This is a genomic window from Akkermansiaceae bacterium (genome assembly GCA_024233115.1).
Taxonomy (GTDB): Bacteria; Verrucomicrobiota; Verrucomicrobiia; order Verrucomicrobiales; family Akkermansiaceae; genus Oceaniferula.
This window is the reverse complement of sequence record JACKQB010000012.1, coordinates 1-22,198: the sequence shown is the minus strand read 5'-3', so window position 1 is coordinate 22,198 and position 22,198 is coordinate 1. Positions and strand designations below refer to the sequence as shown.

Annotated in this window: 15 protein-coding genes; 9 read left to right on the top strand and 6 right to left on the bottom strand. The window is 58.6% G+C overall.

The window, feature by feature from the left end; genetic code table 11:
* Positions 1-292: hypothetical protein (locus H7A51_20070; protein ID MCP5538513.1), on the bottom strand; the 292-nt coding region annotated here is incomplete at its 3' end.
* A gap of 284 nt (positions 293-576) precedes the next feature.
* Between H7A51_20070 and H7A51_20065 the strand changes: the two genes are divergently transcribed.
* The 3 genes from H7A51_20065 (at position 577) to H7A51_20055 (ending at position 4,064) form a co-directional block, all read left to right on the top strand.
* The gene (locus tag H7A51_20065; GenBank protein MCP5538512.1) at positions 577-1,425 is read left to right on the top strand and encodes a hypothetical protein; all 849 of its coding nucleotides are present in this window, start codon (positions 577-579) and stop codon (positions 1,423-1,425) included.
* Between the two features lie 289 nt (positions 1,426-1,714).
* On the top strand, positions 1,715-2,857 hold the full coding sequence (locus H7A51_20060) for a cellulase family glycosylhydrolase (GenBank protein ID MCP5538511.1): 1,143 nt from the start codon (positions 1,715-1,717) through the stop codon (positions 2,855-2,857).
* A 31-nt stretch (positions 2,858-2,888) separates the two neighbouring features.
* A complete protein-coding gene (locus tag H7A51_20055) occupies positions 2,889-4,064 on the top strand; it encodes a galactose mutarotase (protein MCP5538510.1) in 1,176 nt (391 codons plus the stop codon).
* Between the two features lie 120 nt (positions 4,065-4,184).
* On the opposite strand, the gene H7A51_20050 is transcribed toward H7A51_20055, so the two are convergent.
* Entirely contained in the window at positions 4,185-5,525 is a 1,341-nt protein-coding gene (locus H7A51_20050; protein ID MCP5538509.1) for an alpha-L-fucosidase, read from the bottom strand.
* Positions 5,526-6,283: 758 nt separating this feature from the next.
* Between H7A51_20050 and H7A51_20045 the strand changes: the two genes are divergently transcribed.
* From H7A51_20045 to H7A51_20020, 6 genes are all read left to right on the top strand, one after another.
* On the top strand, positions 6,284-8,755 hold the full coding sequence (locus tag H7A51_20045; protein MCP5538508.1) for a glycoside hydrolase family 2 protein: 2,472 nt from the start codon (positions 6,284-6,286) through the stop codon (positions 8,753-8,755).
* 6 nt (positions 8,756-8,761) lie between these two features.
* Complete coding sequence (locus H7A51_20040) at positions 8,762-8,932, top strand: hypothetical protein (GenBank protein ID MCP5538507.1); 171 nt, start codon at positions 8,762-8,764, stop codon at positions 8,930-8,932.
* Positions 8,929-9,333, top strand: a complete 405-nt coding sequence (locus tag H7A51_20035) for a PepSY domain-containing protein (GenBank protein MCP5538506.1) — start codon at positions 8,929-8,931, stop codon at positions 9,331-9,333. The genes H7A51_20040 and H7A51_20035 overlap by 4 nt, the downstream gene beginning before the upstream one ends.
* Before the next feature lie 60 nt (positions 9,334-9,393).
* Positions 9,394-9,873, top strand: coding sequence for a hypothetical protein (locus tag H7A51_20030; protein ID MCP5538505.1), 480 nt, complete (start codon positions 9,394-9,396; stop codon positions 9,871-9,873).
* Between the two features lie 43 nt (positions 9,874-9,916).
* Positions 9,917-13,375, top strand: a complete 3,459-nt coding sequence (locus tag H7A51_20025) for a hypothetical protein (GenBank protein MCP5538504.1) — start codon at positions 9,917-9,919, stop codon at positions 13,373-13,375.
* A gap of 148 nt (positions 13,376-13,523) precedes the next feature.
* Entirely contained in the window at positions 13,524-14,957 is a 1,434-nt protein-coding gene (locus tag H7A51_20020; GenBank protein MCP5538503.1) for an alpha-L-fucosidase, read from the top strand.
* Positions 14,958-14,998: 41 nt separating this feature from the next.
* Here the strand turns inward: H7A51_20020 and H7A51_20015 are convergent, their stop codons facing one another.
* The 4 genes from H7A51_20015 to H7A51_20000 all read right to left on the bottom strand — a co-directional run bounded on the left by H7A51_20015 (position 14,999) and on the right by H7A51_20000 (position 22,191).
* A complete protein-coding gene (locus H7A51_20015) occupies positions 14,999-16,645 on the bottom strand; it encodes a FecR domain-containing protein (protein MCP5538502.1) in 1,647 nt (548 codons plus the stop codon).
* Complete coding sequence (locus H7A51_20010) at positions 16,642-17,250, bottom strand: sigma-70 family RNA polymerase sigma factor (protein ID MCP5538501.1); 609 nt, start codon at positions 17,248-17,250, stop codon at positions 16,642-16,644. Before H7A51_20010 ends, H7A51_20015 begins: the two co-directional genes overlap by 4 nt.
* Before the next feature lie 66 nt (positions 17,251-17,316).
* Complete coding sequence (locus H7A51_20005; protein MCP5538500.1) at positions 17,317-18,162, bottom strand: hypothetical protein; 846 nt, start codon at positions 18,160-18,162, stop codon at positions 17,317-17,319.
* Between the two features lie 30 nt (positions 18,163-18,192).
* Positions 18,193-22,191 (bottom strand): hypothetical protein, encoded by a 3,999-nt coding sequence (locus H7A51_20000; protein ID MCP5538499.1) that lies wholly within the window; start codon positions 22,189-22,191, stop codon positions 18,193-18,195.
* Positions 22,192-22,198 lie beyond the last annotated feature (7 nt).

The following is a 22,198-nucleotide window of genomic DNA, read 5'->3' as shown; positions in this document are numbered from 1 at the left end:
GGCACCAGCCTTGGATCAGGCCCACGGCTTTGTTGCAGGAAGCATTCGTTTCAAGGATCTGTGCAAGCCATGCCCAGAAAACAGGGATGTGGCCGAAGCCGCGCTGCCTTTTGGTGGGGTCTATCCCACGCAGAAAACCCGCTGAAATCACGTGCCCGAAAAGAAGGGCATAGCCGCTGATGGAATCGGTAAGAATACGTTCTCTGCGAGTGCGTATCTCTGCTTGCAGGCGTCGTCTGGCTGTGGCAAAAACGGTGAGCGGAAAGTTGGTCAGGAACTGTTGTTTTTTCACACTCTATAACCGTACACCGGCCAGCTTTTCGTCTAACTTTTTGGAACGAAATTGGCCTTAAGTTCGCTCCATTCAGGACAGGCCTTTTATTTCTATTTCCGTTCTATTTTGCACACGCAGCGTAGGCGCATCCCACAACCCAAACGCTGAGCATCTAGCGTTCCCTCCCTTGATCCGGAAATATCAATTCCCCGCATGAGCGACTTTTTCAGGAAGCCCTATTTCCAGCATGGACAGCAGCCGATTGCTTTATTATGCTGACGCCCATGATGAATAAAAGTGGGATGAAAACTCACCTTGTTAGGATTGCGGGCAGTTGTGTCTATGCAGGAGCCATCTTGCTTGGTCCGACACTTCAAGCCCAACGACTGCCCAGTCTGAGCGAGACCCCGTGGACGGGAATCTTCTCCGGGCATCAAGAGCGAGGCTACGAGTTTGGAATTAACGATGAGGGGCAAATGGAGCTCATCTTGATGGACAGAAATAAACAACGCGTAAGCCATACACGGATCATTCGAGTTCTTCCCCAGGTAATGATTGAGAATGACCAAGGGAATACCTACTACAGGAGCTTCAAGGAGGACGAAGGTTTTGCGACATCTTTGAAGGCGGGGTTGGATCACGAAGATGTTAAATTTACAGCCGAGACCCCAGACGGGACGAAGGTGGAGGTGACGGTGAAGTATGATCGCAGCCGAATTATTCTAGACGGTAAAGTTCTGGATAAAGGAGACGTCAAGGGCACCAAGGTGTTCTTCGCCTACAAGGTCAGGTTTCCTTCGATGTACCCCAGCATCTACACGGACGAAAAAAAGGCAAAGACCCGAATGCGTAAAGACAGGGTGAGGTTCATCCGAGCGAAGGACGGCAAACGCGTGATGCTCAAGACCTACGAGGAAGTCGAAATCCTATCAGAGGAAAACGCCAAAGGGGGTATCCGCAAATTGGAGTCCGATATGGACGGCCAAGAGGGTAAGAAGCTGATTTTTGAAACGCTCGATAAAAAGGGAGCATTCACATTTAAAAACCCGGGGAAGAGCGACAAAGGGAAGCTGTGGGAAGGTTTTGAACTCATCTGGTCGCGTCCCATGGGCGATACAACCATGAAACCCTTCGTGATCGAAGTGAAGTAACCAAGCCCCGTTCAGCATCAGTTTTGTTCCATCTGGCGGAACGCCTTGAGCCACACTCACATCGGTGGGTGTGGGTAGTCCATAAACACGGGGAACGGGTGCGGTGTAAGATTGGAAAGGTTGTCCGCTGTGAGCTTTTTCAGCGCATTGACCAGGTGCTCCGGTGTTCCCTGGATCTAGGCGGCACCGGTGGCAACCAGTGGTTTCCTCGCGATGAGGTTTTGCCTTCTGTATTGACTCAAACTTGACATACGAATGATTCACTTCAAGTTGTGGCTCGAATACTCGTATGAAAAAGAACATCTCCCGCATCATCCTCTCCCTCGGCCTGACAGGCATCATCGCCAGCGCGCACGCTGAGACCACACCCGCGACCAACCGATGGTCGAAAGAGCAGGCGCAGCAATGGTATGACCAATACCCGTGGCTGGTCGGCTGCAACTTCATCCCCAGCAACGCCATCAATCAGCTGGAGATGTTCCAGGCCGACACCTGGGATGAAAAAACCAACGACAAGGAGCTGAAAATGGCGCACGATCTCGGGTTTAACTTCATCCGGGTGTATCTGCACGACCTCGCCTACCAGGCCGACCCCAAAGGCTTCCTCGACCGCGTGGACCAATTTCTCGCGCTGGCCGACAAACATGAGATCAAGGTGATGCTGGTCATCTTTGACGACTGCTGGCTCGACGACCCTAAAGTCGGCAAGCAGCCCGAGCCGCTGCCCGGAGTGCACAACTCAGGCTGGCTCGAAAGCCCGGGACTCAAGGTGCTCAAGCAATACACCAAGGATGCATCGATCCGCAAACGCCTCGAAACCTACGTCAAGGCGGTGCTCACCAAGTTCAAAGACGACCAGCGTGTCATCATCTGGGACCTTTACAATGAACCCGGCAACCGACCCAATTTCCGCGAGGACATCCACGGTCACACCGGCAAGGCAGAGAAAATCAACCCCTACAAGCCACTGCTGCGCGATGTTTACATCTGGGCTCGTGAGGTCGGTCTGTCACAGCCAGTCACCACCTGCACCTGGTCAGGAAATCTCGGCCGTGAGGCGGCGGAAAACTGGGCGGACGTCACCTCCTTCCACAACTACAAGACGCCTGAGTCACTGCAAAAGGAGATCAATCAGTTGAAAAAACTCGGCCGCCCGATCATCTGCACCGAATACATGGGGCGCCCGCGCAGCACCTTCAAAGACTGCCTGCCGATCCTGCAAAAGGAAAACGTCGCCGCCGTGAACTGGGGGTTTGTCGCCGGCAAAACCAACACGATCTACGGCTGGGACACCTGGGAAAAGCCCGGGAAAACTCCCGAACCGAAAGTGTGGTTCCACGACATCTACCGCCAGGACGGCACCCCCTTCGACCCCGCCGAAATCGAACTGATCAAGGCCACCATCCGCAAGGCTAACAAAAAAGCCAAGTAGATCAAAGACGCAACATCCAACATCCACGACTATGAAACAAGTTATCCAAACGGCTCTGACCGTCTCACTCTTTGCCGGACTCGCGGCCTGTTCGAAAGACACCCCGTCCACGGAAAACGACCAGGAAAATGCCCGGACGGCTGGCAGCGAGGTCGCATCGTACGGAAACATCGATGGCCAGGAGGTCAAAATCTACACCCTGACAAACACCAAGGGCATGAAGGCGCGTATCTCCGAGTATGGTGCCATTCTCGTTTCCCTCGAAGTGCCCGACAAAGACGGGAAACCTGCCGACGTGACCCTAGGATACGATACCCTGGAAGGATGGCAAAGCAACACCTCCTACCTCGGCTCAACGGTAGGCCGCTACGGCAACCGCATCGCCCACGGGAAGTTCAGTCTGGATGGTAAGGACTACACCCTTGCCACCAACAACGACCCCGGCGGCATTCCCTGCGCGCTGCACGGCGGTAAGGTCGGGTTCGACAAAGTGGTCTGGAAAGGGGAGGCTGTTAGCAAGGATGGTGCTCAAGGGGTGTCGCTCAGCTACACCTCCAAGGATGGCGAAGAGGGATACCCTGGGACGCTCAAGGTAACTGTCGCTTACTGGCTCACCGAAAACAACGAGCTGATTTGGCAGGCATCCGCCACCACCGATAAGGCGACCCCGGTCAACATCGTGCATCACTCCTACTGGAACCTGACCGGCGACCCTAACAATACGATCAATAATCACATCCTCAAGCTTGAAGCCGATCATTTCCTGCCGACCAACGCAGGTCTGATCCCAACCGGAGATATTGCTCCAGTAGCGGGCACACCGATGGATTTCACCGCTCCGACAGCCATCGGCAAACGCGTGAACGAAGACACCGAAGCGTTGAAACTCGGTGGCGGTTATGACCACTGCTGGGTGCTCAGAAAAGGTGAAGGCGTAAGACTCGCCGCCACTCTGCGCGATCCAAGTTCCGGTCGGGTCATGGAAATCCTGACCGACCAGCCTGGCATTCAATTCTATGGAGGCAATTTCCTCGATGGCACCATCACCGGAAAATCCGGCGTGAGCTATCAGCACAGAACGGGACTCTGTCTGGAAACCCAACACTACCCGGACTCCCCGAACCAACCTGCTTTTCCCAATACCATCCTAAAGCCAGGGGAGACATACAGCCATACGATGGTTCACCGGTTTTCCATCAAACCTTGACGTGCCTCAGGGCGATACGCGCGAAAGCGAAGGGGCTGGGATAGGAAAAGGGGGTGTTCAAGCCGTCGATCTCGGTATGGAGATGCGCATCTAACATGTTTTTATCCTTCGCGGCGGTGATCAGTCGTTCAGATAGAGTTCGATGACGGGGATTTCCACATCGGGCTGGACCACGGGCAGCACGAGGCACAGGTCGGAGTCGGCCAGCTCCTCGTTGTAAGTGACGTTGGCCGGCGGGGTGCCTTCCCGGATTTCGGAGCCGTCGTGCAGGAACTGGGCGTAGCTGACCTTGCCGCCGAAACCCGGCAGCAGGAGGTGGCCCATGGGGTAGTCGAGCAAGTGGACATACATCCGGCGGGTGCCGGGGTGCCAGGTGAGCAGCGTCTGCGGCGGTGTGCTGAATGTGTCCGGCGCCTGGGTGCAGCCGTAGATGGCGCGCTGGTTGAACCTCATCCAGGCGCCGATGGCGTCCAGGCTGGCGGTGGCGCGGGCGTCGATGGTGCCGCGCGCCGTCGGCCCCACGTTGAGCAGCAGGTTGCCCCCCTTGCTGACCGACTCGATGAGGAGGACGAGCAGTTGCCGCGGCGTCTTCCAGGACATCTCGTCGCGGTGGTATCCCCATGAACCCGAGAAGGTCTGGCAGGTTTCCCACGCCAGTCGCTTGCCGTTGCGCTCCGGCCATTTGGAAACCTTGTATTGCTCCGGGGTGGTGAAGTCCCCGCCGCCCTCCACGTCCAACAGATCGAGCCGGTCGTTGACGATGATACCGGGCTGGAGTTCCCGGACCATGGCCAGCAGGTTCTCCGAATCCCAGTCGGCGTGGCCCTTGCCGTGTTTTCCCGAGGGAAAGGAATAGTCCATCCAGATGAGGTCGATCCCGCCGTAGCCGGTGAGCAGCTCGCGGATCTGGTCTTTCATATACTGCTGATAGATCTTCAGCTCGCGCCCCTGGTTAAGCGTGGCGTAGCCTTCGTCGCTGTCCGCGCTCTGTGGGTGGTTGCGGTCGATCGGGTAGTGCGGGTGGTGCCAATCGAGCAACGAGTAGTAAACGCCGACCCGTAGTCCCTCGGCGCGGAAGGCGTCCAGCCACTCGGCTAACAGGTCCCGGCCGCAGGCGGTGCGCGTCGCCTTGTAATCGGTGAACCGGGAGTCCCAGAGGCAGAAGCCCTCGTGGTGTTTGGCGGTGATGACAGCATACTTCATCCCTGCGGCCCTGGCGAGCCGCGCCCACTCACGCGGGTCATAGAGGTCCGGCTCGAAGAGGTCGAAATATTTCCGGTAGTCCTCGTCGCTCATGCGTTCGTAGCGTTTGACCCACTCATGGCGGGCGGCCATGGAGTAGAGTCCCCAGTGGATGAACATACCGAGCCGTGCATCGGTCCACCATTGCAGGCGCGCGGCTTTTCCAGATTCAGTTTCCTTTTCCATGGTGGGAGGGCGGTCCGGGTGCGGGGGATTCATCTTAAATCGATTAGGGTGGCGTGGAGGAAAAAAAGAGTTGGTGAGCCTGGTCGATGGATGCGACTGGATAGGTTCTCTTGAGATTAGCCACGCAGGTCAAGTTTGGAATGTTGGTATTATCACATCCCGCTTACACCGCACCGTCGCGGAAGCATGTCCAAGTCGACCGGCCTAGCAAGCCTTGGATGGACAATCCCTAGTCACGTTTCCACTTTCCCTCTGGACATCGCATGCCATTCCATGAATATGCAGCCATGAAGCTGGCCACTGTGTGTTTTTCGATCACAAAATCCCCTCTCGTTCTCGCCCTCGCCACATGTCTCACCGTCCAGGCGGAGCCGCGCAGCCGTGAAAACTTCGATGCCGACTGGCGTTTCGCTCGATTTGGCCTGCAGCCGGACGGCACCCGCCTTGCCGAACCCGGGGCATCCACCGGATCGACGATCCGGCTGACCGCGTCATCCGAGGAGTTGGCGCCGGGCCGCACCCATCCCGTCGGTCATGCCATGGACGGCAACCCCGACACCCGCTGGTGTGCGTCCGATGCCAAAGCCAGCCAATGGCTGACGCTGGATTTTGGAAAAAAGCAGCAACTCAGGGAAGTCCGCATCCAGTGGGATGTGACCGCCAACTGGAAGAAAAGCAAACTGCCGTATGGCTACGTCATCGAGGGCAGCGACGATGGCGCCCAGTGGAAGACGCTGGCGGACCACAGCCAGACTAACAACGCCAACCCCACTGTCATCGCGCTTAACAGCATGCAAAAACTCCTCCGCATCCGGACCACCCGTGTGGAGGGCGGCCAGTGGGTAAGCATCCGGGAAATAGCACTCACAGGTGGCAACGGCAAACCGATCACCAACAAACCACGGCCCGCCGCAGATGGCCCGTCCGCCGTCCATTTTCCCGACAGCCCATGGCGGAAACTCAGCCTGCCGCATGACTGGGGGATCGAGGGGCCGTTCCGCCTGGAGCTTGAGGGCTCGACCGGCAAGCTCCCGTGGCGCGGCATCGGCTGGTACCGCAAACACTTCACTATCCCCGCCGGAGACAAGGGGAAACAGATATTCATCGACTTCGACGGCGCCATGGCCCACGCCAAGGTCTATTGCAACGGCCACTATGCAGGCACCTGGCCTTATGGTTACAGCTCGTTCCGCATGGATCTAACACCTCACATCAAGTTCGGCGGTGACAACGTGATCGCGGTTCGCCTTGACACCGAGAACTGGGACTCCCGCTGGTATCCGGGCGCCGGCATCTACCGCCATGTCTGGCTCGTCAAAACCCAGCCGGTCCACGTCGGCCACTGGGGCAGCTACCTGACAACCCCGGAAATCACCCCGGAAAAAGGCAGCGTCAAGCTCGAGCTCACACTCGATAACCAGGGCGGCGACACCACCGCCGTGACCGTGACCACGGAGCTGTTGGATGCCGGAGCCGAATCCGGAAGCCTGGCCCGGGTAAGGTCCAAGGGCATCACCATCCCCGCCCTGGGCAGCACCACGCTCACCCAGCACCTTGAGGTTCCCGCCCCCCGTTTATGGAGTCTGGAAAATCCCCACCCCTACCTCGCCCGCACCACCATCACGGCCGGTGACAAAACGCTGGACGTTTACGACACCCCCTTCGGCTTCCGCACCCTCAAGTTCACCGCGCGCGACGGATTTCTGCTCAACGGTGAACGGATGGAAATCAAGGGCGTCTGCAATCACCACGACCTCGGGGCACTCGGTGCCGCCCTCAACGAACGGGCACTGGAGCGCCAGTTGGAAATCCTCAAGGAAATGGGCTGCAACGCCATCCGCACCTCACACAACCCGCCCGCACCGGAATTGTTAGATCTCTGCGACCGCATGGGCCTGTTGGTCTGGGACGAGGCGTTCGACTGCTGGGCCAGGGGGAAACGCGCCAACGACTACAACAAACTTTACAAGGAGTGGCATGAAAAGGACCTTCTCGCCCTGGTCCGCCGCGACCGCAACCACCCTTCGGTTTTCATCTGGAGCATCGGTAACGAGGTCATGGAGCAGACGAATGTCAAGATGACCAAACACCTCGCCGACATCATGCGCAAGGCCGATCCCACCCGGCCGGTTTCCAATGGCTACAACAACCCCAACGGCGGACGCGCATCCGGTGCCGTGCAGGGGCTCGACATCATGGGCGTGAACTACTTCTTCAACCAGCAGGACAAATGGGACAGCGACCCGCGCTACAAAAACATGCCCACCATGGGCAGCGAGACATCCTCCTGTGTCAGCAGCCGCGGCGAGTATTTCTTTGGCACCCATCGCAAAAACTGGCACGTCAGCTCCTACGACGTCGACCACCCAGGCTGGGGTTGCACCCCCGACCGCCAGTTCCAGATGAACGCCCGCTGGCCTCACCTGTTAGGCGAGTTCGTCTGGACGGGATTCGACTACCTTGGCGAGCCCACACCCTACCTGTCCGGCGACAACACCCAGCTTCTCAACTTCCGTAAAGACCCGGAAAAACGCGCGCAGCTTGAAAAGGAACTCGCCGCGATGGCCCGAAACACGCCCCCCTCACGCAGCAGTTACTTTGGTATCATCGACCTGGCGGGATTCCCGAAGGACCGCTACTACATCTACCAGGCCCACTGGAGGCCGGAGCTGCCCATGGCCCACATCCTGCCACACTGGAACTGGCCGGAACGCGTGGGCAAGGTCACGCCGGTTCACGTCTACACCTCCGGCGACGAGGCCGAGCTTTTCCTCAACGGAAAATCACAAGGCCGCAGGAAAAAGACCGCCGGCAAGGACTTCCGCCTCGTCTGGGATCAGGTGAAATACGAACCCGGTGAGCTTAAACTCGTCGCCTACAAACAAGGTAAGCCGTGGACGGAAAAAATCGTTAGAACGACAGGGGAAGCCTCCGCCCTCGCGATGAAGGCGGACCGCGACACGATCCGCGCGGACGGCACCGACCTCTCGTTCGTCACCGTCCGCATCACCGACAAGGACGGAGCCACCGTGCCGCGCACACACAACCCGATCCAATTTTCCATCGAAGGCCCCGGCGAGATCGTTGCCGTGGACAATGGCGACCCGACCAGTTTCGAGCCCTTCCAGGCCACCCGGCGCAAAGCCTTCAACGGCCTGGCGCTCGTTATCGTCAAATCCAAGCCCGGCGGCAAGGGCGCCTTCACCCTCAGGGCCACATCCCCGGACCTCACACCGGCCTCCGTGGTCATCAGTGGAAACTAACAGACGATGCATACGCCGACAGACCTTCATCAGGACACCGGGGAAGAGGGAATGGGATTGACTCCCATGCCAGGATTCTTTATCAGGGCACTGTCTCTGGAAATTGAGTTGCAGATGAAGATAGATCAGCCTTATGCAGGCGTATTCAATGTGACCGATCATCTACTACCATCATGAGAAACTGGAGGAAAGTCCACATGTATTGCCTGGGGTATTTCAAGATCCTGAGCCTCGTCTCCAGTTGTCTTCTCCTGATTATCGGGGTGACGGGCATTCTTTACAACCACCACCACGACTTCGATTTCCTGAAGGAGTCACGGGTTCCCACCGCCGTGTTACCAGGCAAGTACCAGGAGCGCCTCGACCAGACACGCGATGCCCAGGGGCTTGGCGATATCTTTCCCGAGGAGGCCAGTAGTGTTCCTGTCATGTGGGTGATCATCGACCTGCATAACGGCTCGTTTTTCGGCGGCATCTGGGGTCGCATCCTCTACGATGTTCTCGGCGGCATGCTCGTGACCCTCTCCGTGACCGGCATCTACATGTATTTCCAGATTCGCAAGCGGGCTCGCTTCTGAAGCTCATCCTTTTTTCCTTTTTTCCTTTTTCCCATCCACCCACTAACCACAATATCCACTATGAAAAGAAAGTTAATACAATCCATCGCGCTGTTGGTCCTGCCCGCAGTGATCGCACTCACCCCTACGGCAGATGCCGGCAATGACAAGGGCTCCATTGACAACCCCTACACCCTCGCTGAACTTGCCGGGCAGATCGAGCAAGTGAAGAAAAAGGAAATCGTCCTTAGTTCCCGCATCATCGGAGCCTGCAAAAGCGGTTGCAAAATGTGGGTCGCCGATGGCGAGTATAAAAAAGGCGACCTCTTCACCCTCGTGCGTGCCAAGGATGACGCCTTCAAGTTCGATACCAAAGCCGCCGGCCAAAAGGTGATCCTGCACGGTTACGCAGTCGCCCGCATCATCGACACCTGCAATGACGAGGGGGACAAGAAGGACAAGGAGCACGACAAAAAAGAGAACGGTGCTTGCGCAGGTCCGGGTACCCCGACCAAGGAAATCACCTTCTTTGCCACCAAGGTGGTTTACGTCAAAAACTAATTGCAATACGTCCGGTCATCGGCGTCAAATCACAGTTGCTCCAGTGTCTGTCCAATCTAACAACAAAAGCAGCAAGGCAGTATCTGGCAGGCTGGGATTTGGAGTGTTGATAAGCATCCTCTTTCTGGGCCTTCAGCTACAGGCCCAGGAACAGGCTCCGAAGTATTACCAGGGGTATCATAAGGAAATCAGCGGTAAACGATTCAGCTATCAATCGCCCCTGCCCGGTGTGTCGGCCTCGCTGCTGGTGAGGGGGGAGGCGGATTACCAAGCCATCGAGTGGGAAACAGAAAGCGTTCCGGAAAACGATCCGCGTGATGAGGTGGACTTCATCATGGCCTTTGCCATGGATGTGACCGGGACACCGGCGCGTTTCCACCTTTCAGCCAACGGCAAGAGAATATTTTCTTTTCAAAGCGACAAAACCAGCCGGACGGGAATCAAAACCCTGGCCGGAGATGGTGGGGCCGAGCTTAGTTTTAACATCACCGCGCTGGACAAGCATAAGGACGAAATGGGGTTTATGCACCTGAAGTTGCCCGCTTCATTGATTAAGAAAGGCATGCCGGTCAGACTCAAAATCGAAGCCGAGGCCGATGAAAACAGCGCATGGTTCATCCTCTATCAAGCGTCCATTGAGGAAAGTATCCAAATCAAACAGCACCCGGTGGTGTTGAAGGGGGAAAGCGCTCCGATGCATGCCATCGCCATCGATATGGTCCACCTGGGGAAACAGGAAGAGCTGGAGATCCGGATTGGCGACAAGTCACAAAAGATGCTGCTGAACTTCGGCGCAAACAGGGTGGATTTCACCCTGCCCAAGGTGACCAGTCCGACCGAGATGACCGCTTCTTTTCACATCGGAAAAGGAGCCCCGATCGAAAAGACCTTTCAATTGTCCCCGGTGAAGGAGTGGGAGATCTATCTGGTGCAGCATACCCACACCGACATCGGCTACACACGACCCCAGCCTGAAATCCTGGCGGAGCACCTCCGCTACATCGACCATGCCCTGGACTACTGCGATCTAACGGACGATTACCCCGATGCCTCGAAATTCAGATGGACCTGCGAGACCAGTTGGTCGGTGCGTGAGTATTTGAAAAGCAGGCCCCAGGCACAAATCGACCGACTGTTGAAGCGCTTGCAAGAGGGCAGGATGGAGGCCACCGGAATGTTTTTTAATTTTTCGGAACTGATCGACGAGTCGGCGCTGGCGGCGCAAACCAAGACCCTCAGGATGCTGAAAAATGCCGGGGTGAAAGTCACCACGGCCATGCAGAACGATGTCAACGGCATCGCCTGGTGTCTGGTGGATTATTTTCAGCACACCGATGTGAAATACCTCAGCATGGGGATTCATGCGCACAGGGCGCGTAAACCCTTCGATAAACCCACCAGCTTCTGGTGGAAGTCCCCGGCCGGAAACCGCCTGTTGGCCTATCGCTCCGAGCATTATCAATACGCCAATACCCTGGGGGTGCACACCGGACAGCAGGAGGTGTTTCGCGACAACCTCTCCGCCTACTTGAGCGGGCTCGACAGCAAGGGGTATCCCTACAACAAGGTGTCGCTTCAGTTTTCCGGATACGTCACAGACAACTCGCCGCCCAGTGTGGAAGTTTGCAAAATCATCCGGGCATGGAATGAGAAATACGAATGGCCGAAGTTACGCTCCTCGCTGGCACGGGATTTTATGATCTTCATTGATGAAAACCATGGCGATGAGATCGAGGAGAAACAAGTGGCCTGGCCGGATTGGTGGACCGACGGTGTGGCGTCGGCGGCCAAGGAAACCCAGGTGGCGCGAGACATCCATGTGGACATCGCCGCCAATACCGCCTTGCTGTCCATGGCCAGAATGCTGGGTGCGGATTTACCCGCCGACACCAATGACAAAATCACAGAGGTATTTGACGACCTCCTGTTTTATGACGAACACACCTTCGGTGCCGCCGAAAGTGTGACGGACCCGGGGGCCCACAACACCATCAACCAGTGGGGGGTCAAGTCCTCCTATGTGTGGGATGCCTGGAAAAAATCAGCGGCCCTCAAAGAGCAGGCCTGGACACTTTTCCAAACGCAGGTCAAAGCCTCCAAGCTCCCCAGTATCCTGGTGGCCAACACACTGAACTGGCAGAGGTCGGGCGTCGTGGAGGTGTTTATCGAAAACGGCATCCTACCCGAAGGCCATGACTTTGTGATCAAGGATGAACAAGGGAAAGCCATCGAGGTGCGCGAATACGAGCGGCGGCAGGAGGGCGCGTATTACCGGCTCTGGGTGGAGGATGTTCCTGCGATGGGTTACAAAACCTTTTTGATTCACGCCGGAGAAAAAAATCCCTCCCTGGCGGGGAAAGCAAAACCCGGTCCCTCTGTGTTTGAAAACAAATACTACGCCCTCAAGGTGGACCCCGCCAAGGGGGTGGTCACTTCCCTTGTCGATAAAGAACTGCAAAAGGAACTCATCGACCAACAGGACTCATACACACTCGGGCAGGTGATCTACGAGCAATTGGCCAACCGTCATGAACTGGAAAGACTCACCGCCAGCAACCGCGACACCCGGTATAAACCGTTGAATTTGAAACGCAGCGTGCTCAGTCGGGTCAAGGTGCTGAAACAGGAGAACGGCGCCATCTATCAAAGTCTGTTTCTCAACGGAGCCCTGCCTGTTTGTGCCGATGAACGTGGGGTGGATCTGGAAATCAGGCTCTTCCATCATGAAAAGAAAATCGAGTTCCATTACCGCATGTTCAAGCTCCCGGTGATCAGTCCGGAAGGAGTCTATGTGACTTTCCCATTTCAGTTAGATCAGGGGAAATTGTTTTACGAGGCCCAGGGCGGTCTGGTCTCGCCGGGGGTGAACCAGTTGGAGGGGAGTTCCAGCGACTGGAATGCCATCCAGAACTTTGCCGCCGTCAAGAACCCGGACGCGCAGATTATATTCACCAGCAAGGACATGCCGCTGGTGCAATTCGGGGACCTGAACATCGGCCGCTACTACTACCGATTGAAACCCAGGACCAACCACATCTACTCATGGGTGCTGAACAATTACTGGGTCACCAATTTCAAAGCCAAACAAGAAGGGGAGTTGCGCTGGTCCTATTCCATCGGCTCTACCAACAATGCCGGCAACGCCTGGTCGACCCGCTTCGGATGGGGCGACAGGGTGCCGCTGCAGGCCCGGGTGCTCTGGCCGTCCTCGAAGGCTGGGGAATCCACCGCCCGCTCCCGATCCCTGGTCGGTTTAACGGCTCCCAACCTGCTTTTGGTCAACGCCAGCCCCTCGCTGGATCGCCAGGGTGTCATCCTGCATGTCAGGGAGGTGGAGGGGGCGCATCACACCCATTTGGATATCCAGGCACTCCTCCGGCAAACGGGAGCGAGTGCGGCAACAGAAGTGAACGTGCTGGAGGAAGACATCAAGAAGCTGACCGGCGAAATCCACATCAACCGCTTTGAGACAAAGTTCATCCGGCTGGATTTTGAGTGGTAATACCTATTCGTTGACGGGCAAGATCAGTCCGTTTGGAGGCTGGTCATGGCGGGGCGGGCTGCCACGATTCATTCTGCACCCCGCATCACACAAATGGATGAAGCGCTTGCAAAGGCCGGCAATTCGCGTCAGGGTTCAAGCCATGACCATGACATCCATCACCCGTTGTTTTGTCCTTGGTGCGGTCCTCGCCACATCCGCTGTCGCGGTGGAGCCGCCCGCGCCGTTCCTGCCCGTGCCCAACCCCGCGCAACTGCGCTGGCATCGCGCCGAATACATCATGTTCGCCCACTTCGGCATGAAGACCTTTTATCCGAGCAGCAACCACATGGGCAACGGCAAGGAGGACCCCAAAAAATTCAACCCCGTCAAGTTCGACGCCCGCCAGTGGGTTGCCGCGGCAAAAGCCGGTGGCTTCAAGGGCATCGTGCTGACCAGCAAACACCACGACGGGTTCTGCAACTGGCGAACCGACACCACCGACCACTCGGTGAAATCCTCGCCGTGGAAAAATGGTGAGGGCGACATCGTCAAGGAGCTCGCCGAAGCCTGTCGCGAGGGCGGTGTCTATTTCGGCCTCTACGTCTCCATCATCGACCACCATTTCAACAAAGCCGGCTCGCCCGTGCACAAGACCTACGGCGACTACTACTACGCCCAGCTCAAGGAGCTCAGCACCCGCTACGGCCGGGTGGACGAGTATTGGTTTGATGGCTTCAACGCCGCCAAACTCAAGATGGACTATCCGAAGATCGGTCGCATGATCAAGGAGACGCAGCCCGAGGCGGTTGTCTACGACTCCGGGATGCTGGTGAAAACCCTGCCCGACCGCTGCATCGCCTGGCCCGGGGGGCACGGTGGCATTGGCCCGGACCAGAACTACCGCCGGGAAATCGACGGTGTGATGAGCTGGTATCCCAACGAGCCGTCCATCATCCTGCAGGGCAACTGGTTTCACATCGGCGAGCCCGCCGTCAGCGTGCGCCGGATGCAGGACTACTACCTTACCTCCACCGGCTACGGCGTCACCCCGCTGATGAACCTCGCACCTAACAAGGACGGCCTGATCGATGATGAGGCGGTGGCCAAACTCAAGGAGTTCAAGGCCTGGGTGGACGCGCTCCACGGCAACGACCCCGCCCGCCTCCCCGGAGCGAAGACCAGCGGCTCCGCCCATCGCGGCAACGACCCGCAATACGCCGCAGCCATGGCCACCGACGGTAAGGACGACACCTATTTCGCCACCGACGACGCCGTCACCACCGCCACCCTCGAAGTCGAGTTCGGCAAGACCCTGACGCCCGCCGGATTCATCCTCCAGGAATACATTCCGCTTGGCCAGCGGGTGGACGGCTATAGCATTGAATGCCGTGTCGACGGCAAGTGGCAGCCGGTGTTCTCCGGCAAAAAGATCGGTTACAAGCGCATCATCCTCGCCGGTCGCGCCTCCGCCGCGAAGTTGAACATCCCGGCCTGCGACGCCGTGCGCCTACGCATCGACAAGGCGCTCGCCAGCCCGCTGATCAACAACTTCCAGGTCATCGGAGCCGAAGCTCTTGCCGGTAACCCGACCGCCGAGTGATCGCTCAGCTTCCACCATTTTTGATGGAGAAGTGACGGGATCTAGGGGGCTATGGTCCGTGGTTTGGCGGCGCGGTAATGGGTGCTGATTTCGTCGGCACCCAGGGCGCGGGCGTAGATGGCAACCTCGTCGATGGCACCGGACCACTGGCGGTCGTCTATATGGTCTTTAAAAATATGCAGTCTGCCCAGCAAGAACGTGTATTCGTCCTGGTCCGGGGTGAACTGGATCTGCTGCTGGGAGGAAAGCACGCCGTCGATGTAGATGCCGCAGGTTTGTTGGTCCCTGACCACCGTGATGTGGTGCCATTTGTGGATGAGGTAGGGTTCGTGGGAGTAGGTGTTGGAGCCTCCCTGGTATCCCGTGGGCCAGCGGTAAACGGAACGCAGGGTGAAATCCGGGTGGATGTGGCCGATCTCGGACCTGGAGCGTCCGGTGCGTTCGATGAGGAGGAGCTGCGGCGAGTGGAGGACGTGGCTTGGCATATCCGCGGGCGGTGAGGTGTCGTCGGAAAGGGAGGCCAGCGATTGCCGGTTGACCAGGTTGGAGAAGGCCCAGAGTTCTATGGTGCATCCGGCCGGGGTGTTGAGTCCGGGAATACGTTGTTTTGGGGTGGCGTAGCCGGGGTGCTTTTCACGGTCGAGGCGCAGGTGGCCTCCGTATTTGTGTTGGACGACGGCGGCTGACCATCCTAACTGCAGGGGGTTGTTGCCGACGGTGTCGGCGATGCTGGAGTCCTGTTCGAGGCGGTCGAAGGTCCAGTAGCTGAGGGGTTGGGATTTTTTTACCGCCGACTGGTAACCCGGAGAGAGTTGAAGCGGGCTGATTTTGTTAGGCAGGGGTTCGATGTAGTTGTGCGGCAGGTGTGTTTCCTTCAGCGGGGCTTTGCGTTCGATGCTGACTTCCTCGCCGACGTGTAGTTTTTTTTCCCAAGTGGTGATGCCTTCGTCGTTGGTCGAGGAAGCCATGACCGCGCCCTTGATGACCTTGACCCGGTTTTCTCCGTCCGGTGTGATGTTGACGGCGAACTCGGTGCCCAGGTCAACGACCGCCCCGTTGGGGGTGATGACGGTGAAGCCCTGTGCGGCCTCGGGGACGGAGGCGACGAGTTGTCCCTGCAGGAGCGAGAGTATGTTCTCCCGCTGGATGTCAAAGGTTGCCGGTGCGGCGATCGTGACTTTTTCCCCGGCCGGGAAATCAAGCTGGATACGCCCGTGGGTGAGGTTGATGATACCGTGGCCAAGCCGGGTGCCGGGAACGGGCTGGATATTGTGGATGTTCCACTGGGCGTCTTCCGCCCCGCAGATGACGGCGACGGTTTCAGCGGGTTGGTGCAGGGTGGCGGAAATCGGCACCGGTAGGCTGGATTCCCGGGGTGCGCGGAGATGGGTGGCGGTGAACCAGGTGGCGGCTATGGTGAGGCAGGCGGCCGCCGCGAGCCAGTATTTCGAGTGGCCGGACGCCGATGCCGACGGCCGCCTGTCGGTGGTGGCGAGTCGTAGAGGGCTGTTCTGTCCACCTTGGCATTCGAGCATGCTGTGAACGGAGATGTAATGAAGGTAATAGGCTTGGGCGCTGGGGTTGTCCATCAGCATGTCCTCAAGACCTTGCATGGAAGCGTCATCCAGGTCGCCCTCGACGAGGGATGAGAGCAGGCTGGCGAGTGTGCGGCGTGATTCCCGGTTCATACTTCTTTTTGGTTATACTCGAACCCACGGTCGGCGAGATTGCGTTCGATGCAGCTCGCAAGAGTTTCACGGGCGTATTCGAGGCGGTGATAGATCCTGTGGCTTGTGATGCCGAGTTTGGCGGCGAGGTCCTTAAGCGTGCCCTTGGTCTGGTAGCGTTGTTCAACCACCTGGCGGTATTTGCCGGGGAGTTTGGCGAGGCAGTCCTGCAGGGCGTGGTGGCGGGCGCGCTCCATTTCCTCCTGGGGGGTGGCGAGGCTGGTGGCGCTGAGTTGCTCGACGAGTTCCTCCGAGAGGACAAACCGGCGTTTTCTCATATGTTTGCGCCAGCGCAGCACCTCGAAATAGGCCACTCGCAGCGCCCACGGCAGGAAGTCGCGGCTGCTGTCGTATTCACCGATTTTTTTCCACAGGGTCATGGCGGTTTCCTGGAGCAGGTCATCGACTTCATCGGCGACGGGGTGCAGGGAGAAAAGGTAGCGGTAAAGCGCGTCCCTGCTCTCCATCATCAGGTAGGCGAAACGGGCCTCCGTGTCGTCCGCGATGTGCTGCGGGTCGGTGGGCGTTGCAGCGGGGTGCTGTGCTTTGGTCGGGTCGGGTTTCATGTGAGTGGTTACCTAACTATTCGATGGGTATGGTCCGCAGTTACTGAATACAAGGGAAATCGGGGTTTAGTTTTCGGCTTCGTCGCTGGGTGACGCCGGGGATTGCTTGTCCATGGTGAGGACGCGATTCTTGAGAACCGGAAAGTCTTCGTTGCGTTGGAAGCAGGTGACGACCGCGGTGTCTGGTCGATCGGGTCTGGCGCGGTAGCAGACGATGGTCTGGACCATGCCCTTCTGGGTAACCCCGGACACCGGGCGGATCTTGTGCCATTTTTTGTTTCTTTCGGCGTAAATGATAGCATTGCCCAGGGATTTATCCAACTGGGAAAAGCCGATTTGTTTGAGCGGTGGAATGATTTTCCTGCCGCTTCCGGCGGTGATGCCGATGTTTTCCGGGCTGAGGTTCACCAGCCGTGTGAGTCCCGGAGATGCTTTGGTGGCGGGGTCCCGGAGGACGGTGACCACGGGGCGGGTCCAGGTTTTCTGACCCGGCCTGCGGGCGACAAGCACGGTGAAGACCCCCTGCTCCGCGGGCAAGGTGACGCTGAAAAACACCTTGTCCCCGGTGCCGGAGTCATCCGGTGAGGGCGGACCCTGGGCGATGGTGAGGGTCGGGTTTTTCACCAGGTAGTCCCGGGTGGCGACATTGAGCATCAGCGGGATGGGCTGGCTTTTGTTCTTGCTGTGGACGAGCCTGAGATCGGACGGAGGGATCGCCTCCTCATCCTCGATCCGTCCCACCGCGTTCTCGTCCACTCCCGTCATGATGACACGGGGGGACTTGGCCACGGGGATGAACCGGACGATGATGTTTTTCTGGTCTTCCTTGGCAGCGGAATCTTGAGCGCTGGCGGGGCAGGCACTGAGTAGGCAGACTGCGGCGGCGAGTGCTTTTGTGAGTTCGGGGCGCATGGCGGGTGTGGTGAATGACAGGGCGGTGAATCAGATTTCACTCGGGTTGAGCCAGCGGAAACCAGTGACGATGAAGCGGCGTCCGTATTTTTGCGATTCTCCGGACAGGCTGCTGTTGAGGACCCGGGTGACGTCCGAGGGGTCGTCGCTACCGGGAAGGAGGATGGGTTCGAGCGCGTCGTCCGCCGGGTTGCAGTAATCCGGTGTGCGTTGCACCACGGCCTCGCACCATGCGCGGGCGAGCACCTTGGTGCCGTCCTTGTTTCTGGCTTCGCCGTAGGCACGGATGACAAAAGTGTCCGATCTGGTGGTCAGTGACGAGCCGATGGCCTGGAGCACACCTGCCTGGGACACATAACCGGGCATCCCGGATGATTTCCACTCGGGGACCAGACGTTTGTCACCCCAGTGAGAGAGCACCCTGGCATCCGGCAGGGCGTCGTCGGTGCTGTCCTTGTGCTTGCCGTTGTTGGTGTGCAGGCCGTCGTTGATGCCCGAGAGCTCGATGGCAGCCTCCAGGGCACTCATCAGTGCAGTCCCCTCTTTGCTGTTCAGAGAAGGTGAGGAACTCGCGTTGATATCCACCAGCCTCCTGTTGACAAAATCCGAGAGACTGAGAAAGGGACCGCGAAGCTTGACCTGGTTGACGATCTGCGTGGCGAGGGCGTTGATTTCGTCATCGGTGAGATCACGGTAACCGGCGAACACCTGCTTGTCGGTATTGCTGGCGGCTTTGCCGCCCTCGCTGAGACCGGGGAACAGCAGGCCGCTGAAGGGGTGTGCGTCCTGGTCACTCGATTGTTTGCCGTCGAGCGCGCCGAAGCGTTTGAGCCCGCGCATGCTGCTGAGCATCACACGCCACGCGTCCTCCGAGGTGGAATTGACGTTGAACGCCCCCTTGTTGCTCAGGTAGCGGCCTGCCTTGTGGTAGGCAAAGGTGTCGGAGCCCGATGTCTTCATCCCGTTTTCCAACTCAGTGGTTGCCTCGAAAACAGACGGGTTGGGGTGGATGCCACCGGCTTGGTAGGAATCGTCTTCATCCCACTCGGGAGCGCCATAGGAACTGAAGGCGAGTCCGGAAACGTAATACTTGTCCCAGAGTGCATGGTTGGCCTCGTAGGCGATGTCGTAGACGAGGATTTCATTGCTCTGGACGGACTGCGTGGCGTTGATGCCGGGGTCTCTGTTTGTTTCCGCCGGGCTGGCCTGGGAGACAGCCGTATCCTGGATCATCCAGCCCCAGCTTGAGAGGTCGTTTCTTCGGTTCTGCATCGAGGCGGCGGCGTTTTTGATCCACCGCTGGTCGTTTTCCGGAGTAAGCAGCGGGCTTCCGAACATCGTGTAGGCCTCCCCGTCGGTGGCGATGGTGGCACTGGACTGGGACCTGCCGTCGGCAAACCCGTGACCGATCACGTAGCACGGGTGCCACGGGTGGTAGGAAAGCTGGGCGTGGCGCAATTCGGCAAGCGAAATCAGCGGAACGTTTCCGCGCGGGACATCAAAGAGTACGATGTTGGAGTCCGGAGCCGGCTCCGATGTGCGCCCTTCATTCATGGAGAGCGGGCTCGCAATGTAATTCCCGTTTCCTGACAGGAAGGGGGCCTCCCCTTCCGAGCCGTTGAGAAGGGGGCTGACTTTCGGCTGATGGTGGAGGCCGTTCGTCCACATGCCCCAGGTCGCATTCTGGGTCGCCCAGCCGGAGTGGCTCATCGCGGCGCGTGGGTTCCAGGCGTTGGCGTGGGAAATGGTGCTGTATTCGGAGTTCGAGCCCAGGCTGAAGCCTGACATCAGTCCGCCGTTGCCGGGGCGGCCGAATTCATCGTAGTAGGCCAGGCGGCTTCCCCAGCGCCAGAACCTCGGCGGAGGGCCGATGTCTGTTTTCGTAAATTCACGCAACCTCTTGCCTCCACCCAGGCCGTTGGCTGAACCATCTGCACGGGCGGCGCTGCGCCTGCCGCCGAGTCCCCCGAGATCCAGGGTTTTGAACGAGCAGTGGGTGTTGGCGTTCATGTCGTAATACAGCCCTCCGGGGTTGACGTTGACGTAGGCGACCGTCGGGTAATTGTCCGCCCGACTGCCGGTGATGTTTTTGTAAGTGAGGTTGTTGCCAGATCCACTGGGGATGGCCTTGAGCACGGCCTGTTCGCCGGAGCCCCTTTCACAGATCCAGAGGTCGCCGTCGAACCCGTAGGAGGTGTCTTTTCTGGCGGGCTGGTTGGTGAAATCCATGTAGAAGCTGCCCGCTCCCGGGGTGGCGGTCGCCGACAGGCGGTTTTGTGAAAAATCAAAATCATAACGTGATGCGCTCCGGATGCCCGGACTGTGGATGGTGCCCGTGCTTTGCTGGGTGTCGGGTGAGAGGATGACGGTCTCGCCCGGCTCGAGGGTCATGGAGGAGACCACAAACCCGAAGAAGCGCCGGTCATCGGATGAATCCGGGACATTGGTATTGCTATAGCCGGCATTGTGGACACCGAAATATTGGATGAACGCGTGGTAGTTGGTGCTGTAACCGGCCCAGAACCGCATCGCCTGCGGTCCGTTCCAGCCGAACCCCTTGTGGCCGTCGCCGAGGCATTGGATCAAGAGGATATACTCGGGCGTTTTCAAAGAAACATTGTAAGGGTTCCACAGCTTGGCAACGGGGTAAAGGTGGCCGCGCAAGCCGTATGTCTGACTGCTGGCACCCGGTTGGGAAGTTTCGTAACAGGAAAAGTCAAACGCCATGGTCGCCTCCGCCAGCACAGGGTGCAGGTTCGGGCGGTCCACGGAGGTGATGTCCGGCAGCACACCGCCCATCTCGGTCAACTGGTAGGAGCCGAGGTCACGCTGGGCTGCGGTCAGTGAGAGATCGCTGTCGCCGGGAAGCCTGCCCATGGGGTCGAGCGTGGCAACGGAGGATGAGGCCGACTGGCTACTGACGAGGTGCCGCGTCAGGTTATAGCGGCGCAGGGCGTCGTAGCGCGGGCTGGTTTTACTGTGTCTGGTGCCACGGATGATGGGGTCCGCTCCCCGGATGCCGTCCCTGCGCGCAGGCTCGGACGCTGCGATTTGCGTTTTATTCATCGGCTGGCCAAGGAAGGCAGCGAGGTCTTTTTTAAAACCGCCCTCCACGGGATTGGTCAGCAGTCCCTCGTGGTATGCGGTCAGGGAGAAATAGTTGTCACGCAGGGCGTCACGGGCTTTCTCCGGGGTGGCGCTCATGCCGAGCAGTGAGGCCTCGCGGTAACTGGCCACTTTTCCCCAGTTGCCGGGATCGACTTGGTCGTAACCGGGGAAACTCTTTTCACCTGCGCCGTTGGCAACATTGCTGAGCACGGCGCGGGACGGCCTGAGAAACTGGGCGAGATAGTCATCGGAGCCAACGGCGGGTGGGGCGGTGCCGCGCTGCAAATCGAGGCGGGCCTTCACCCCCTCATCACCCACCCAGTAGGCGTAGCCTCCTTTTCCGGCGCTGTTTTCAATGCCCACCAGCGGGGCGGTCACCGAGCGGCTGGACGGGCTGCTGCCCGTACCGACGAGTTCAATGGCATCCGCCTGCCCGAGGGCGGCATCGGGGTCCGGCTGGGTGCCGGGGACGTGGCTGACTTGCCAGGAAAGGAAGAGATCGTTCTCGACCAGTCCGCTCTCCTTGTTGCGCAGGTCGGTCAGGTAATCGGGGGAATCATGGCGGTCAACAACGGTCATCGTCTGTCCCTCCTGGCGGGTGCGGTAGACCGCGGTCCAATGCGGGTTGATACCGGACGATGAGGACGACGAGCCGACGGCAAGCCCGGAGGTGGCGGTGGCCCGGTCGTCGGGGCCGGCGTCGCGCTGCAGGTTGGCTAGCGCGATCATCAGGGCCATGCGGGCGTTCGCCTGGGCACGTGCCTGGTCGCGCATGCCTCCGGAGGAACGTTCCTCCACCACGGTCAGACTGAGCATCGCCAGGCAGATCATTGCCAGCAAAGTCATGACGGAAACGGTGGCGATGAGGGCGAAGCCTTGCCGGGTATGGTTGAGGGCGGTTTGTCGGTGTGGTGATGGCATTACATAA

Coding starts and splice junctions, on each gene's coding strand:
- H7A51_20000 (MCP5538499.1), bottom strand. CDS start 22,191: ATGCCATCACCACACCGACAAACCGCCCTCAACCATACCCGGCAAGGC.
- H7A51_20045 (MCP5538508.1), top strand. CDS start 6,284: ATGCAAAAACTCCTCCGCATCCGGACCACCCGTGTGGAGGGCGGCCAG.
- H7A51_20010 (MCP5538501.1), bottom strand. CDS start 17,250: ATGAAACCCGACCCGACCAAAGCACAGCACCCCGCTGCAACGCCCACC.
- H7A51_20055 (MCP5538510.1), top strand. CDS start 2,889: ATGAAACAAGTTATCCAAACGGCTCTGACCGTCTCACTCTTTGCCGGA.
- H7A51_20005 (MCP5538500.1), bottom strand. CDS start 18,162: ATGCGCCCCGAACTCACAAAAGCACTCGCCGCCGCAGTCTGCCTACTC.
- H7A51_20015 (MCP5538502.1), bottom strand. CDS start 16,645: ATGAACCGGGAATCACGCCGCACACTCGCCAGCCTGCTCTCATCCCTC.
- H7A51_20020 (MCP5538503.1), top strand. CDS start 13,524: ATGACATCCATCACCCGTTGTTTTGTCCTTGGTGCGGTCCTCGCCACA.
- H7A51_20065 (MCP5538512.1), top strand. CDS start 577: ATGAAAACTCACCTTGTTAGGATTGCGGGCAGTTGTGTCTATGCAGGA.
- H7A51_20035 (MCP5538506.1), top strand. CDS start 8,929: ATGAGAAACTGGAGGAAAGTCCACATGTATTGCCTGGGGTATTTCAAG.
- H7A51_20040 (MCP5538507.1), top strand. CDS start 8,762: ATGCATACGCCGACAGACCTTCATCAGGACACCGGGGAAGAGGGAATG.
- H7A51_20050 (MCP5538509.1), bottom strand. CDS start 5,525: ATGAATCCCCCGCACCCGGACCGCCCTCCCACCATGGAAAAGGAAACT.
- H7A51_20030 (MCP5538505.1), top strand. CDS start 9,394: ATGAAAAGAAAGTTAATACAATCCATCGCGCTGTTGGTCCTGCCCGCA.
- H7A51_20060 (MCP5538511.1), top strand. CDS start 1,715: ATGAAAAAGAACATCTCCCGCATCATCCTCTCCCTCGGCCTGACAGGC.